The following is a 14367-nucleotide window of genomic DNA, read 5'->3' on the forward strand; positions in this document are numbered from 1 at the left end:
AGGTTTTGCTTTAAAATCAATATCAAGCGGTAATGTGAATCTATGCAAAAAACTACAATATCTAAACAAAAATCCTTTATTGCACGCACTTTTGCTGCTATTAGCACAGTAGCATTATGCGTAGGATTAGCTTCTTGCAGCGGCAATTCTGACAATACAAATGGTGCTGCAGATGAAAACGCACAAAAAGCCGGCATGCAGCTTATTGAAGGCATAAGCGCTTCTGGAGAGCTTGGCAAAAAGCCAAAAATTACGCTTAAAACACCTGCAAATATAAAAAGAAATACTTACGCTATCTTACAGCACGGCAACGGTGAGACTATTCAAGAAGGCGATCGCGTCTGCTCACAAGGCATTGTGCTTAATGCTAAAGATGGCAAAGAACTTATGAATACGTGGGATAAGGGTAGAGTTGATTGCTCAATTTCTATTGACAAAAAAGTCACCGCACGACCATACTATGCGCTTATTAAAGGCAAGAAGATTAATACAACTATAGCTTTTGGAGTTTCTGGCGAAAATAAGGGCCCTTCATATGTTATGGTTCTAACGCTTGTGTCTCGCTCAAAAGCATTAAAGCACGCAGAAGGTAAAGCAGTAACAGATATTCCTGCAAATTTGCCAAAAGTAACTCTTGATAAATCTGGAGTCCCATCCTTAGATAAGAACAACTATGTGCCAGATGGAAAGCTTGTTTCTCAGACTTTGATTGAAGGAACCGGCAAAAAGGTAACCGCAAAAAGCACCGTAACTGCTCATTATGCTGGATGGACCACAGATAAAGACGGCAAAATGCATCAGTTTGATTCCTCTTGGCTTCGCTCAATGCCTGCAGACTTCTCTCTCGCAGGAGGCGTAATACCAGGTTGGACTAAAGGTTTGGCTGGAAAGAAAGTTGGATCTCGAGTTCTGCTTGTAATTCCTCCAGAAGATGGCTACGGCAAAGAAGATAAGAAGGATGCAAAGGGAAATGTAACAATCCCTGCAAACTCCACTCTGTACTTCGTTGTGGATATTCTTTACGCTTCGTGAGTTTGTAAATTTTGCAATGCCTAGCAAAAATTTGCAAAATATTTTGCAAAATAATTAGCTAGATAATTTGCGAGATAGTTTACAAAATACGTAAGTGATTACGATTACAAAAACCCCTCATTTTCGAGGGGTTTTTGCGTATGCGTCTAAATCTAAAACAGAAGAAGGTCGTCGGATTCAACACCGCGCATATCGTCATAGTCGAGAATAAGACAAGTAAAACCGCGATCTTCCGCCAAAACTCTAGCCTGTGGACTAATTGTTTGAGCAGCAAAAATGCCGCGAACAGGCTTCAAGAGTGGGTCTCGATTTAATAACTCACAGTATCTAGTAAGCTGCTCAACGCCGTCAATACCGCCGTGACGCTTAATCTCAATCGCAACGTGCACGCCTTCAGCATCCTGAGCCATAATATCAACCGGACCAATAGCTGTAGGATACTCGCGACGAACAAGCTTCGCGCCTTCCCCAATACGATCAATCTGCTCAGCCAAGTATCGCTGCAAATGCTCCTCAACACCATCTTTAATTAATCCAGGATCCTCACCTAAATCATAAGTGCTGTCACTGTATATGTGCTCTAAAGAAATTTTTAGTAAATCATCACCTTTTGACGCAGCAACTCGAAGAATGCAACCATCAAAAAGCTCGTTGGAAGTAGAGTCTTCACCATTTTCTTTCTGAAGTATGCGCATTGTACAAGGCGCAACCATCCAATTAAGTGGCTTATACGCTCCCAGCTCCGAAAAAATAAGCACACTACCATCTGCTTTAATAAGCAGCACACGCTTAGATAGCGGAAGCGTAGCGTTTAATCTACCTGTATATTCAGCACTACAATCTGCAACAATAATTCGCACACAGTAAGCATAACAGAAATTGCGCAGGAAAGAATGTCACTTGCGCAAAGCGGCTGCTAAATCGCGATTCTGCCAATGCTCGTGCAGAGCGCAGTAACCTCCAAATAGCACAAGCCAAACTAAACCGCCAATTGCAGAAACGCGAGTATCTTCACTAATAAACAATGTAATATAAACAAACACGAAGAATGCAATGGTAAGCGAATTAAGAAGCTTATAATGCGGCATTAAGAAACCATCTGCCATAAAATCAGCAGATTTACGATACTTACGGTGCGTAACCATAATCAGAATGTAAATCATGATGATTACAGCCGAAGACGCAGAAGCGAATAAAATAAACGCACCATGCACTCCAGGGATCGAATTAACTACTGGAGAAAGAAGAATTAATACAGAAGAAAATATGATTGCACGAGCAGGAACTTTAGTATGCGACACCTTTCGCAACTTACCCAAAATAGGAGAAGGAGATTCAATAGCAATCTGATACATGTGGCGGCCGGCAGAATACAGCAAAGAGTTAAGTGCAGAAGATGCAGCCGTAATAACCACGAAGAATACTAGCGCAGAGGCCCAATGCACGCCAGCATACTGGAACACCATAATGAACGGAGACATAAATGTGCCTTCAGCATTAGTAGCCTTGAAACGCTGCCATGGAACAATAAGCATAATTGCCACAAGCGCGCCAACATAAAAAATCAAAATACGCGTAATTATGCCGTTTATAGCCTTAGGCAAAACTTTGCGAGGATTTTTTGTTTCCGAAACAGTCACACCAACGAACTCAATAAGCTGATACGCATAAAACACCATCTGGAAGCTCATCAAAAATGCAACCCAACCATTTGGCATAAGCGAAAAATTATTGAAAATGTTATTGACACTAGCATGCCCAGCAGGACTAATAACCCCTCCATGAAGTTGAGTTGCTGGGTAATGATACCCAATTACTACCATCACAACAGCAGTAACTATAAGCGCAACAATCAAAGTAATTTTAATCATGGAGAACCAAAACTCAGTTTCTCCAAAAAGCTTTACAGCAACCAGATTTATGCACACTAAAGCCGCTAAAAAGACTACTTCTATAAGCCATTTCCAATGACTCACGTCAATATCGAAAGTTTGGAAAAACGTGACGCAATACGTGCTAACTGCAGTAATCTCGCTCATACCAATAAGCACAAGCACAAACCAATAAGACCACCCAGCAAAATTACCCCAGCCTCTGCCAAGATAACGCGTAATAAAACTAATAAAAGTATGCTGGTTTGGATCTTTGTACATTAGCTCGCCAATGCCGCGCATAAGCAAGAACATAATCAAGCCAACAATAATGTAAACGAATACAATACTTGGGCCTGTTAAGCTAATTGATTTTCCAGATCCAAGGAACAGGCCAGTACCAATTGTGCCGCCGATAGCAATAAATTGCACATGACGCTTAGTAAGACTGCGTTCCATTTGGTTGGAATTGTCATTATTTTCGCTATTTGACGAACTATTCGTAGAACTATTTTTAGAACTATTTGACGATGTGTTAGAAGATTTAATACTAGAAGCGAATTCTCCGGCTGAATCTGCAGATTCAGATTGCTGAGAATCTACATTTATGCCATTATTCGCCGTCATATTCATTGCCAAATCTCCGTTCCTAGTATATACGAACTTTTTATTTTATATGCACCCTTAACTATTGCGCTATTCCACACTTTTTAGAGAGCTAACCGGATCAATACGATCAAGCGCAGGATTAGTTGCCCATTGCACAATCAAAGCGAAAATTAACGTTGCAACGCCTGCAATGAAGTAACTTAACGGAGCTACTTCCACCTCAAAATAAAGCGATGGCATTCTAAGAGCCTTGGTCAGCAAGCCTGAAATCAGCCTTCCCAACGGCAAACCTACCGCAATACCAATTACAGTAAGAGTTAGCATCTCTTTATGCACATAAGAGTGAATTTCTCTTTTATAGAAGCCAAGAACTTTTAGAGTTGCCATTTCGCGCGAACGCTCCGAAATATTCGTACTAGCCAAAGTAAATAGCACTGCTAAAGCCAAACCTGCAGCTAACGTTACAATCAGAGCAACAACAGCATTCATAAGATCAAAACTAAAAGCGTGCTTCATTTTCGTAATATTCATAACCGCAAGAACAGAGTCACGCTCCGAAACATTATTCGCGTACTTGATTTTTTTATCATCGCTGCCACGCAAGCGAAGAATCAGCGCATTATGCTTTAGAGATTTACTATTTTTGTCATTAAACAATCGTTCGTAACATCTAGAAGTCATATACATGTTTGAACCAATTAGATTTCGAACAATAGCATTAACTTTTACTGTTGCGCGCTTAAAACTTGCGTTAGTTACTGTGATTTCATTTCCGCGATTAATATCCAAAGAAGCGGCTGCGCTTTGAGAAAGCAGCGGTCCGTCATCCGTGAGCTTAACAGGCTGCAAATTGTTGTCAATATTTTGCAATCGCACAAGACGAGCTAAAGTATCCGCATCTTTTACAACAATCATTTGCACACTTTCAGAATCTTCCACATTGCTATGCTCAGATTTGTTGTTGCCAGCATTTTGATGCTTAGCGATTTCGCCAGAACTTATGTAAGCAGGAAGCATAGTTTCGATCTTATTATTCGACTTATCTTGTTCCACGCGTTTCTTCATGCTTTGGAAAGAATCTGGAGCAGAAATCGCAATCATATCGTAATTGTAGATTCCCTCATATTGGCGAGTTCCTAAAGTTGCGACGGTATCGTTTAATGCAAGACCGCACACAATAAGTGCAGTACAACCAGCAACACCACCGATTGTCATGCATAATCTGCCTTTAAAGCGCGCTATGTTGCGAATAGTTACTTTATTTAGGAAGCTCATACGCTTCCAAATCCAAGGCAAACGCTCAAGAAGTACGCGAGCGCCAGCTTTTGGAGCTTTTGGACGAAGCAAAGCGGCAGGAACTTGCTTTGTTTCACGCCAACTAACAACTATTGTGCAAACTGCTACAGGAATCACAAAAGCAAGCACACACAGTGAACCGTATAACCAGTCGTAACGCAACCTAACACCTGGAACAGCGTAAAGCCCGCGCAAAATCTTCAAAAGAAGCGAAGGAATTGCAAGGAATCCAACAATATCTCCAATTCCGCCACCAATAAAGCATGCGAAAATAGCGAAGAACGCGTGCCTTGTAACTGCAGCCGAACGCCCATAACCTAGGCTTAGGTACGTTCCAATAAGACCTCGCTCTTCTTCAACCATACGTGCCATAGCTGTTAAGCTCATCATCATGGCAACAACAAGAAATACTGCCGGGAAAGCGTAACCAAGCGACTGAATTGAAGCAACGTCGGAGCGTAAGCTTGCGTAACTATCATTAGCGATTCGAGTAGATATATGCCATTGTGCTTGAGGAACTTTCTTTTGAATTTCTGGCTTAATCTGCTCTAGAATTTTCGCTTTTGCTTGTTCTTTCACAGAATTTGGAGCAAGCTTTAGCCTTGGTTCATTCGCAATAATATTTTCCGCTTCTCTATTCGACCTCTCATCAATAATCTGATTTCGACGAGCTTTTTCGCGCTTAGACTGCACTTTTTCTCGGATTTGCTCAGAAGCGTCGTCAACAATATTGCGATACGATTTAGAAAATGCATTAACATTCTTAGTATCATTCAATCTCACAGATATTGCAGCATATGGCAGGTCAGTCATGTTCTTTGGTGCTGCAGACGTAAAAATTGGGTAGCGAGATGTTACAGAATTACGAAAAGCTTTTGACTGGTAGCCTTCTGGATTGTTTAAATCGTTACTATCTAAGACGCTTCCAGTAATTAGAAGATTATATTTTTCAGATTTTTTATTTGAATTATTTGAAACACTGCTGCCAGACGCGGCTGACTGCTGCAAATTTACAACAACGGTACTGCCAATATTTAAGCCACTATCGTGCAAAAATCGTTGAGTTACAACAGCTTCTCGGCTATTAGTAGGCATATTGCCATGAAGCAGGTGAAGACGATTCATATTTTTTTGCGAATCGTAATGCACAAAATTCATTGCATATGTGGAACTTGCATCGTCATCAGGATGCGCTGTAGCTTTCCAAAAACGTTCGGCTTCAATTTCGCTTATGTTAGATAATTTTTGCAAAGAAGCAACATCATCTTTAGTTAAACCCAAGGTAGATACGATTTGCAAATCGTATGCATGCAACTTTTCGTACATGTCATTCGTACCAAGAAGCATATCGTTGCAGCCCGCGTAAATTCCTGTCATAACAGCAACGCCAAGCATTGCAATAACTGCAAGCACACAGAAACGTCGCCACTGATGAATCCACATTCTAACGGCGCTAATAAATAATGCACTCATTAAAATCACCACTCAATATCGGCAATGGCCATAGGATTCTCTTGTGTAGTCTCGCTTACGACTTTTCCAGAGCGGAAGCGCACAACTTTATGTGCCATAGGCGCAATTGCAGCATTATGGGTAATGATTAAAACTGTCATGCCTTCCGTGCGGCAAATATCTTGCAATAATTGCAACACTGCCTTGCCTGTTTCATAATCCAAAGCTCCAGTAGGCTCGTCGCATAGAAGAAGCTTCGGCTTTTTAGCAAGAGCGCGCGCAATAGATACGCGCTGCTGCTCTCCGCCGGAAAGTTGCGCTGGGAAGTTTTGTAAACGATCTGACAAACCAACATCCCTAAGTGTTTGTTCAGGATCAAAATGATCTGAACAAATCTGCGAAGCCAGCTCAACATTTTCAAGAGCGGTCAAATTTGGAACTAAATTATAGAATTGAAAAACAAAGCCAATATCTTCGCGGCGGTAACGCACTAAACCCTTTCCTTTAAGTTTAGTAACATCGCAATCCCCAACAATAACGCGACCGCTAGTAGCCGTATCCATACCGCCTAAAATATTTAAGGCCGTTGTTTTTCCAGCGCCAGATGCGCCCAAAATTACTGTAAGCTCACCACGTTCTGCCGTAAAACTGGCATCGTCTAAAGCCCGCACAGCAGAAGAACCAGACGGATATTCCTTTACCACATGATCAAAAGTTATATATGCCACAATGCGCCTTTCGTAAGTATCATCCCATTGATAGTGGTTTTCAACTTTTGCTATAGATTCTTGTTTTATTGTTATAACTATTTTACGTAATAATCGTGAAGATTTTATGAATTGTACTTAAAGAATCGAGATTCCACGGCGTGCCATGCAATACGCGTTACCAAGCCAAGTATGCCGAGAATTTGGCCAAACTGCACCTAAACGTGGAGCGCCCTGACTCATCCAAATGCTAGGAACTCTTCCATCCGTGCTTTGAGAGCCGAGCAGATTAAACCCATTCTTATTTTCCAGCCAATCCGGATGCTGAGTAACAATCGCAAGCCCTTCTTCCAAAGTAAGAGGTAAGCGTTCGTCGGAATCAATAAGCTTACTAGCAACATCTGGTTCTCTGTTTAAATAAGATCCGCCCGCATGAGGATCAATTGCCAAATAGAACGGACCTTCCGGAGGCTCAAAACCATCTTTTGGCATAAAACTAGCAATATCGCGAGGAGGCATAGTTGTAAAACCAGCCATACGGTCAATACTCGTACGAGAAATCAAAGACTCTGGAGAAACAAGCTCACGCGTAGGAACCAATAAAATATTCGTTCCTAAATCACTATTTTTAAGAGCGCGCAAAAGCGGTCGAGCAAGAGAACGAAAAGCGTCAGCACTCATATCCGCCACATCCGGATACCCGAGTGCTACTATACGATCAAGCTGCTGCTGTATTTCTTCCGATGCTACTGACATACTTACAGTTTACGCAGAGACTTTCACAATTGCGAGCAATTAATTTCGTTATTTAAGCAATATTACGTTTTTTCGCAATAATTTCCGCCAATTGAACAGCATTAAGCGCAGCGCCTTTTCTAAGATTATCGTTAGTAATAAAAAGCGACAGCCCTCGGTTACCGTCTACAGCCTGATCTTGACGAATACGCCCAACATAGCTTGCGGATTTACCTGCAGCAAGCTGAGGAGTAGGAATATCATTCAATTCAACACCAAACGCCTTGCTTAAAACTTCACGAGCCATATCCGGTGTTACGTCATTATCAAACTCAGCATTAACACTCATACCGTGTCCAGTAAAAACGCCCACTCGAACGCAAGTGCACGACGCAGCAAGATTTGGCAGATGTAAAATCTTACGACTTTCATTACGCAACTTTTGCTCTTCGTCAGTTTCTTCAGAGCCATCGTCAACAATTGCACCAATAAAAGGCACTACATTGAAGGCAATTGTGCGAACAACTTTGGTAGGTTCTGGAAAATCTATTGCACTACCATCAAAAACCAATTTATCCGCGCCTTGATTTAGCGCAGCTTGAGCCTCATTCATAAGCTGCAAAGCACCAGCTCTTCCAGCTCCAGAAACAGCCTGGTAGGAAGATACTATTAACCGCTTTAATCCAAAAGAATCTGCAAGTGGCTTCAACACTGGCATGCAAGCCATTGTTGTGCAATTTGGATTTGCTACTATTCCACAAGGGATTGTGTCTAAATCTTCGGGATTTACTTCTGCAACAACCAGCGGTACATCGTCATGCATACGCCATTGAGAAGAATTATCTACTACTATTGCGCCAGCTTCAGCAAATTTTGGAGCCCAGATTTTTGAAGTTCCACCGCCTGCAGAAAAAATAGCTATATCAATTCCGCGCAAATCAGCTTTTTCTACATCTTCTACAACAATATCTTTCCCACGATATTGCAAAACTGTTCCCGCAGAGTGAGCAGAAGCCATAAAACGTAAATCTCGAACGGGAAAATCACGCTCATCAAGCACACGGCGCATTACCATGCCAACTTGGCCAGTAGCGCCTAAAACAGCTACGTTTACGCCTGTTTCATTGATAATCGTCATCTTATTTCTCCCTTAATAATGGTTATGCTAATAATTTCGATTTTTAACGTCCGCTTCCGCCGTAAACAACAGCTTCGATTTGGTTAGCATCCAATCCGTAAGCCGTATGTAAAGCTCGAACAGCTTCATCAAGCTGATTAACAGGAACCAAAGCTGCAATACGAATTTCTGAAGTAGAAATCATAAGGGTATTAATACCGTGATCACTTAATGCAGTAAAGAAAGTAGCCGCTAAACCAGAGTGCGTCTTCATACCAACGCCAACAACAGCAACTTTCCCAACAGTAGGATCAACATCCATAGAAGTGAACTTAAGCTCATCTTTAGCAGCTAAAAGAACACTACGAACCGCTTCCATTGACGAGCTAGGAGCAGTAAGAGAAATATCAGCGGTGCCAGTAGACGCACTTGCCTGAGCAATCATATCAATATTCGCATTAGCTTTTGCAAGAGTAGTAAATACTTTTGCAGCCATTCCAGGAACGTCCGGAATACCGCGAACTGTAATCATAGATTCACTACGATCATGAGCAATACCTGAAATCACAGGTGTTTCCGGTCCTAAATCTGGAAACAAATCACCCATGGTAGAACGAATATCCTGATTTACCATTATTACCGCCCTTAATTTCTATTTGCCTAAATATTATCTATAAAAAATAATTATCTATAAAAATAAACTTGCTTAAATCAACTTAAATTAGGTAAAGTACGTGGATCAACATTTCGCGGCACAATAAGAGTTCCGTTTCTGTGAGAGAAGGAACTCCTAACGTGAAGCGGCATACTAAAACGCTGAGCATACTCAACGCAACGCAACGCGAGCACACGCGAACCACATGAAGACATTTCTAGCATTGAATCATAATCAATAACTGGAATACGTTTAGCTGTTGGAACAATGCGCGGATCAGCTGTAAAAACGCCATCGACATCTGTATAAATTTCACAAATATCAGCACCTAAAGCAACTGCAAGCGCTACAGCAGAAGTATCCGAACCACCCCTACCGAGAGTTGTGTCATCACCAACCTCACTAATTCCTTGGAAGCCTGCAACAATTGCAACACTGCCCTTATTCAGCGCGCGACGAACACGATCCGGCTTAACTGCGCGAATATGCGCTGCACCAAACTGCGCGTCTGTCATAAAACCGGCTTGAGAACCGGTAAAAGAGTATGCGTGAGATCCTTGAGCATGAATAGCCATAGCAAGCAAGCTCATAGAGATGCGCTCGCCTGCAGTCATAAGCATATCCATTTCGCGAGCAGGAGGATGCGCATTAACACTCATTGCCTGATCAATTAAATCGTCAGTAGTGTCTCCCATTGCAGAAACTACAACTGCTACATCATTGCCAGCTGCTTTTGTGGAAAGAATACGATTAGCAACGCGCTGTATGGAATCGGTGTCAGCTACAGACGAGCCGCCGTATTTCTGTACGATAAGCGCCAATTTTTACCCCTTGCTCATGTCTAAAAAGATGAACGAACGGATATTCCAAATATTTGGTCTGGTATCAGAGTATCAACCGCGCCCTATTATTCGCAATTATTGATAATTTGTTCGTTAAATTTTACTCCTACACAGCTTGTCGCCCGCTGAAAGCGCGTCCGAGAGTAATTTCATCCGCATATTCCAAATCGCCGCCAACAGGCAAACCACTTGCCAAACGCGTGATTTTAATACCTAGAGGATCTAACAGGCGAGCCAAATATGTAACTGTTGCTTCGCCTTCAATATTTGGGTCAAGCGCGAGAATAACCTCTTTAATTTGAGGATTTTTAAGACGCTCAAGTAATTGAGTAATTGATAAATCTCCAGGACCAACATTTGCCATTGGGTTTATAGCTCCGCCAAGAACGTGGTAAACGCCATCATATTCATGAGTGCGCTCAATGCTCATAATGTCTTTAGGCTCTTCAACTACGCATATTTTGCTATGGTCTCTGCGAGGATCTGCACAAACCGCACAAGGGCTTTGTTCGCAAACATTTCCGCAAATATCACAAAAGCGCACACTCGACTTCATATCGTTTATGGCATCTATTAAAGATTGCGCTTCTTGTTCAGACGCAGAAAGTATATAAAAAGCAATGCGTTGAGCGCCTTTAGGTCCGATTCCAGGAAGTTTTGAAAACTCGTCAATTAAACGACCAATTGCGCCATCGTACGACGATGCATTATGCACAGTTAACTACTCCTCTTGCTTTTTCTTAACGTTTGCAGAAATATTCTTTGGATTTTTTGGATCGGTTGCAGCAAATTCTTCAACCTTTTTAACCTCAAACATTGCCTTAAGATCATCCACGTCTACTGAAGATGCAGCTTCCAAGGAAATATCATCCATAGAACATTCATCTGCAGACGCTCCACTTGTAGGAACTACAGGCTCTTGCGTAATTTCTTTTGGACCAGCAGAACTTGTACCAGAAGAACTTGGATTAGCAGCACCTGAATCAGAAACACTTGACTTAGAAGCGCCTGAATCGTCTACATTTGAAACATTCGCATTAGTAACGTCAGCATTATACCCGTCAGCATTAGATTGTGCAGACTGCATTTCTGTTTGCGATTTGCCTTGAGTTTTAGTAGATACATCAAGTGCCGAAGTAGAAGCGTTAGGAAGTGTCATAACATCCGCAATAGGCACAGATGACATATCTGCCCAAGCATCATCTTCAACGTCCGTCAAAGAAGCTTCTTGCTTTGCATCTTCCGCAGTATTCTCAAATACTACTGATGCTGCGGAGCCATCAGCGTTTAGAAAATCCGAGGAATCCTTTTCTGTTTTACTTTCAGGGAATCCACCACTGTCAGAAGTTGTTTTACCAATAAATCCTGCAGCCATGCCAGTTTTACGCAATAAAATATCGCGTTTTACTTGAGCAAGACGCTTAGAATCCATTCTTGCAACGGATTCAACCGCTTCTCCGTTAGACGCAACAGGAGCAGGAGCAATCATTACTTGATTACCAAAAACGTCTTTCACTACACTCATTACCACTTTTGGTACTTTTTGACCATCGTAAGGAGATGTAGTGCATACTGCGAGCGCAAAAGCATGCTGACTCATAGGCTCATTAAAGGTGAGCACTAAACGCTGACGCCCAGATTGCTCAGAGTTTAATTGCACTTTAGGAACGTACGTACGCGTCACATATTCGCGCGCATCTTCTGGCAACTTAGAGACTACTTCATCCCACATTTCGTCTGCACTCAGAGAATCATTATTATGCGTTTTTGTAACAGAATTAGAGGATTCTTGCGAAGCTTGCGACGAGGATTCCAAAGAAGCTACCGGCGAAGATTGTGCAGAAGATTGCACAGAAGATTCCAAAAGCTCTTCATGCTTAGTTTCTTTCACAGAAGACTTACCTTGCTGCTTTTGCACAAAAGATTTATTTTGCGAATTTGTTGCACCTATAAAAGATCTACCTTGCACATTTGCAGTAACATTTGCAGTAACATTTGCAGTAATGTCACTATCCGCAAGCAAACGAGCAACAAGAATTTCCAGATTCATTCGAGGAGAAACAGCACCGGCCATTGAACTTAGCGCTTCATTAATAGTTTGAGCCATACGCGCTAAATTAGGTAACGTTATTTGCGAAGATTGACGCTGCAAGGTTTCCAAATCTTCTGGAGCAATATCATTAAGCAGATCGGAAGCAGCTTTAGCACCAGCAGAAACCATAAGAAGCAAATCTCGCACTCTGCCTAACAAATCTTCAACAAATTTCCTAGTATCGTAGCCGCCAACAACAACGCGACGAACAACGTCATATATTGCAGCACCATCATGTTCAATAAGCGCATCAATGGCTTCAGAAATTAACTCACTAGGCGTAAACCCAAGCAAAGCAACTGCAGAATCCAAAGAAATAGCACCATCAACTGCACCGACCATAAGTTGATCAAGCACAGAAAGAGTGTCACGCATTGAACCCGCACCTGCTCTCATAGCAAGACGTAAAACACCAGGAGCAGGGTTAATACTTTCCTTCTTGCATATATCTTCAAGATAAGGGCCCATAACTTCTGGCGGAACTAGGCGGAATGGGTAATGATGAGTGCGAGAACGAATAGTGCCAATTACTTTATCTGGTTCAGTAGTAGCAAAAATGAACATAACGTGCTCAGGAGGCTCTTCTACAATTTTCAACAATGCGTTGAAACCTTGTGGAGTTACCATATGAGCTTCATCGAGAATAAAGATTTTATAGCGGTCTCGAGCTGGAGCAAAACCCGCACGCTCTCGAAGCTCTCGAGCGTCGTCAACACCGTTATGGCTTGCAGCATCTATTTCTACAACATCAATAGACCCAGGGCCACCAGTTGCCAAATCTTTACAGCTCTGGCATTTACCACATGGATGCGAAGTAGGGCCTTTTTCACAATTAATGCAACGTGCCAAAATGCGCGCAGAGCTGGTCTTACCGCATCCGCGAGGGCCAGAGAATAAATAAGCATGAGTAATTTTGCCTTGGTCTAATGCTCTAGACAAAGGTACGGTAACTTGATCCTGCCCAATAACACCATCAAATGTGTCCGGACGATATCTACGATACAGTGCAAGTGCCATGTTTTCTAACCTACCGCGACCTAAATGTTTCCCCGATATATCTTATTTCAGATTAGCAGCAGCCGCCACCCTCTTATAAACAAAAGAATATTAATTACTTTTATTTATCACAATCTTCCAATGCTGCTCGAGCAGACGCCTCTACACTTGGAGCTAAAGGAATATTCAAAGGAACTGTAACGCTTACAGTGACTTCATCTTTAGCTGACTTACAAGATTTCAATATTGCGTGACTTGAAGTAACAGTTCTAGTAGAAAATTCACAAGGATTATTTTCCATGCGCTGTAAAGCGGAAGCACCCGACAACGCAGCCGCAGTAGCAACTGCGTAAGCTTGATGTCTAGCGCTAAGAACATGCCCCAAAATTGCAGCAACAGCGAGCATTGAGCAGACTGCGATTACCAGCATAACGCCTAGCGCTGTGCCAGAACCGCAATCTGCCTTACTGCTCTTCTTACGAGCGAAAGATACTAAACAATTAAAATAACAATGAAAACTCATTCCAAAACCTGACTTACGTGACTTTCCACCAAAGGAGGCAATATGTGAAGCGGATCTGGAATAAGAGGACATTTCACAACAATATTAGCCATATTCCCATTACGATTTATTTGCACAGATGCTCCTGAACCTGCAACTTTCTGCACGATACTTGCAGCAGCTTTATCGTCGTGATGAGTAACTATGTAGTAAGCAACCTGAGAAGCCGCATCATGGCAATTCATATTGCATACTACTGCTCTACCAACTCCAAGAAGTACAACTACAAGCACTATTGCACACGGCAAAACAACTGCAAATTCAGCAGTTACAGCACCAAAATCACGCGTATTAATATTACGCAATAATTTTTTGCATAACACAAAACATTTGCGCAAAATATTCTTCCGCATCATAAGCTCATTTCACTAAACATAGCGCATCAATAGATTAGCCAAAAT

The 14367-nt window shown here is 42.0% G+C and carries 13 protein-coding genes; 1 reads left to right on the top strand and 12 read right to left on the bottom strand.

Translation table 11 applies throughout. From position 1 onward, the window contains the following. Positions 1–42: 42 nt before the first annotated feature. Positions 43–1032, top strand: coding sequence for an FKBP-type peptidyl-prolyl cis-trans isomerase (locus CGSMWGV1500E_RS05915; protein WP_004126229.1), 990 nt, complete (start codon positions 43–45; stop codon positions 1030–1032). Between the two features lie 152 nt (positions 1033–1184). Here CGSMWGV1500E_RS05915 and nucS read toward each other — a convergent pair whose 3' ends face one another. The 12 genes from nucS to CGSMWGV1500E_RS05855 all read right to left on the bottom strand — a co-directional run bounded on the left by nucS (position 1185) and on the right by CGSMWGV1500E_RS05855 (position 14319). After that, positions 1185–1892 (bottom strand): endonuclease NucS, encoded by a 708-nt coding sequence (gene nucS, locus CGSMWGV1500E_RS05910; protein ID WP_004126235.1) that lies wholly within the window; start codon positions 1890–1892, stop codon positions 1185–1187. A 36-nt stretch (positions 1893–1928) separates the two neighbouring features. After that, the gene (locus CGSMWGV1500E_RS05905; RefSeq protein ID WP_155114847.1) at positions 1929–3362 is read right to left on the bottom strand and encodes an amino acid permease; all 1434 of its coding nucleotides are present in this window, start codon (positions 3360–3362) and stop codon (positions 1929–1931) included. A gap of 237 nt (positions 3363–3599) precedes the next feature. Beyond that, complete coding sequence (locus CGSMWGV1500E_RS05900; protein WP_004126240.1) at positions 3600–6281, bottom strand: ABC transporter permease; 2682 nt, start codon at positions 6279–6281, stop codon at positions 3600–3602. 5 nt (positions 6282–6286) lie between these two features. Next, positions 6287–6988 carry an ABC transporter ATP-binding protein gene (locus CGSMWGV1500E_RS05895; protein WP_004126243.1) on the bottom strand — a complete coding sequence of 234 codons (702 nt, stop codon included), beginning with the start codon at positions 6986–6988 and terminating at the stop codon, positions 6287–6289. Positions 6989–7105: 117 nt separating this feature from the next. Beyond that, positions 7106–7723 (bottom strand): DUF5701 family protein, encoded by a 618-nt coding sequence (locus CGSMWGV1500E_RS05890; RefSeq protein ID WP_004126245.1) that lies wholly within the window; start codon positions 7721–7723, stop codon positions 7106–7108. Between the two features lie 52 nt (positions 7724–7775). After that, positions 7776–8840, bottom strand: a complete 1065-nt coding sequence (locus tag CGSMWGV1500E_RS05885; RefSeq protein ID WP_004126256.1) for an aspartate-semialdehyde dehydrogenase — start codon at positions 8838–8840, stop codon at positions 7776–7778. A 43-nt stretch (positions 8841–8883) separates the two neighbouring features. Beyond that, on the bottom strand, positions 8884–9453 hold the full coding sequence (locus CGSMWGV1500E_RS05880; RefSeq protein WP_004126259.1) for an ACT domain-containing protein: 570 nt from the start codon (positions 9451–9453) through the stop codon (positions 8884–8886). A 77-nt stretch (positions 9454–9530) separates the two neighbouring features. Next, on the bottom strand, positions 9531–10295 hold the full coding sequence (locus CGSMWGV1500E_RS05875) for an aspartate kinase (RefSeq protein ID WP_004126261.1): 765 nt from the start codon (positions 10293–10295) through the stop codon (positions 9531–9533). A 127-nt stretch (positions 10296–10422) separates the two neighbouring features. Next, a complete protein-coding gene (recR, locus tag CGSMWGV1500E_RS05870) occupies positions 10423–11031 on the bottom strand; it encodes a recombination mediator RecR (protein WP_004126278.1) in 609 nt (202 codons plus the stop codon). A gap of 6 nt (positions 11032–11037) precedes the next feature. Continuing rightward, a complete protein-coding gene (dnaX, locus tag CGSMWGV1500E_RS05865; RefSeq protein WP_004126279.1) occupies positions 11038–13425 on the bottom strand; it encodes a DNA polymerase III subunit gamma/tau in 2388 nt (795 codons plus the stop codon). A gap of 100 nt (positions 13426–13525) precedes the next feature. Further along, positions 13526–13927 carry an Rv3654c family TadE-like protein gene (locus CGSMWGV1500E_RS05860; RefSeq protein ID WP_004126280.1) on the bottom strand — a complete coding sequence of 134 codons (402 nt, stop codon included), beginning with the start codon at positions 13925–13927 and terminating at the stop codon, positions 13526–13528. Then, a complete protein-coding gene (locus CGSMWGV1500E_RS05855) occupies positions 13924–14319 on the bottom strand; it encodes a TadE family type IV pilus minor pilin (RefSeq protein WP_004126282.1) in 396 nt (131 codons plus the stop codon). The genes CGSMWGV1500E_RS05860 and CGSMWGV1500E_RS05855 overlap by 4 nt, the downstream gene beginning before the upstream one ends. Between the last annotated feature and the right edge of the window lie 48 nt (positions 14320–14367).

The sequence above is a fragment of the Gardnerella vaginalis 1500E genome (assembly GCF_000263595.1).
In the GTDB taxonomy this organism is placed as follows: domain Bacteria; phylum Actinomycetota; class Actinomycetes; order Actinomycetales; family Bifidobacteriaceae; genus Bifidobacterium; species Bifidobacterium vaginale_E.

Bases quoted from the DNA above. Each gene is read 5' to 3' on its own strand.
- CGSMWGV1500E_RS05855 (WP_004126282.1), bottom strand. From the start codon at position 14,319: ATGCGGAAGAATATTTTGCGCAAATGTTTTGTGTTATGCAAAAAATTA.
- CGSMWGV1500E_RS05905 (WP_155114847.1), bottom strand. From the start codon at position 3,362: ATGGAACGCAGTCTTACTAAGCGTCATGTGCAATTTATTGCTATCGGC.
- CGSMWGV1500E_RS05880 (WP_004126259.1), bottom strand. From the start codon at position 9,453: ATGGTAAATCAGGATATTCGTTCTACCATGGGTGATTTGTTTCCAGAT.
- CGSMWGV1500E_RS05885 (WP_004126256.1), bottom strand. From the start codon at position 8,840: ATGACGATTATCAATGAAACAGGCGTAAACGTAGCTGTTTTAGGCGCT.
- CGSMWGV1500E_RS05890 (WP_004126245.1), bottom strand. From the start codon at position 7,723: ATGTCAGTAGCATCGGAAGAAATACAGCAGCAGCTTGATCGTATAGTA.
- CGSMWGV1500E_RS05915 (WP_004126229.1), top strand. From the start codon at position 43: ATGCAAAAAACTACAATATCTAAACAAAAATCCTTTATTGCACGCACT.
- dnaX (WP_004126279.1), bottom strand. From the start codon at position 13,425: ATGGCACTTGCACTGTATCGTAGATATCGTCCGGACACATTTGATGGT.
- CGSMWGV1500E_RS05860 (WP_004126280.1), bottom strand. From the start codon at position 13,927: ATGAGTTTTCATTGTTATTTTAATTGTTTAGTATCTTTCGCTCGTAAG.
- CGSMWGV1500E_RS05900 (WP_004126240.1), bottom strand. From the start codon at position 6,281: ATGAGTGCATTATTTATTAGCGCCGTTAGAATGTGGATTCATCAGTGG.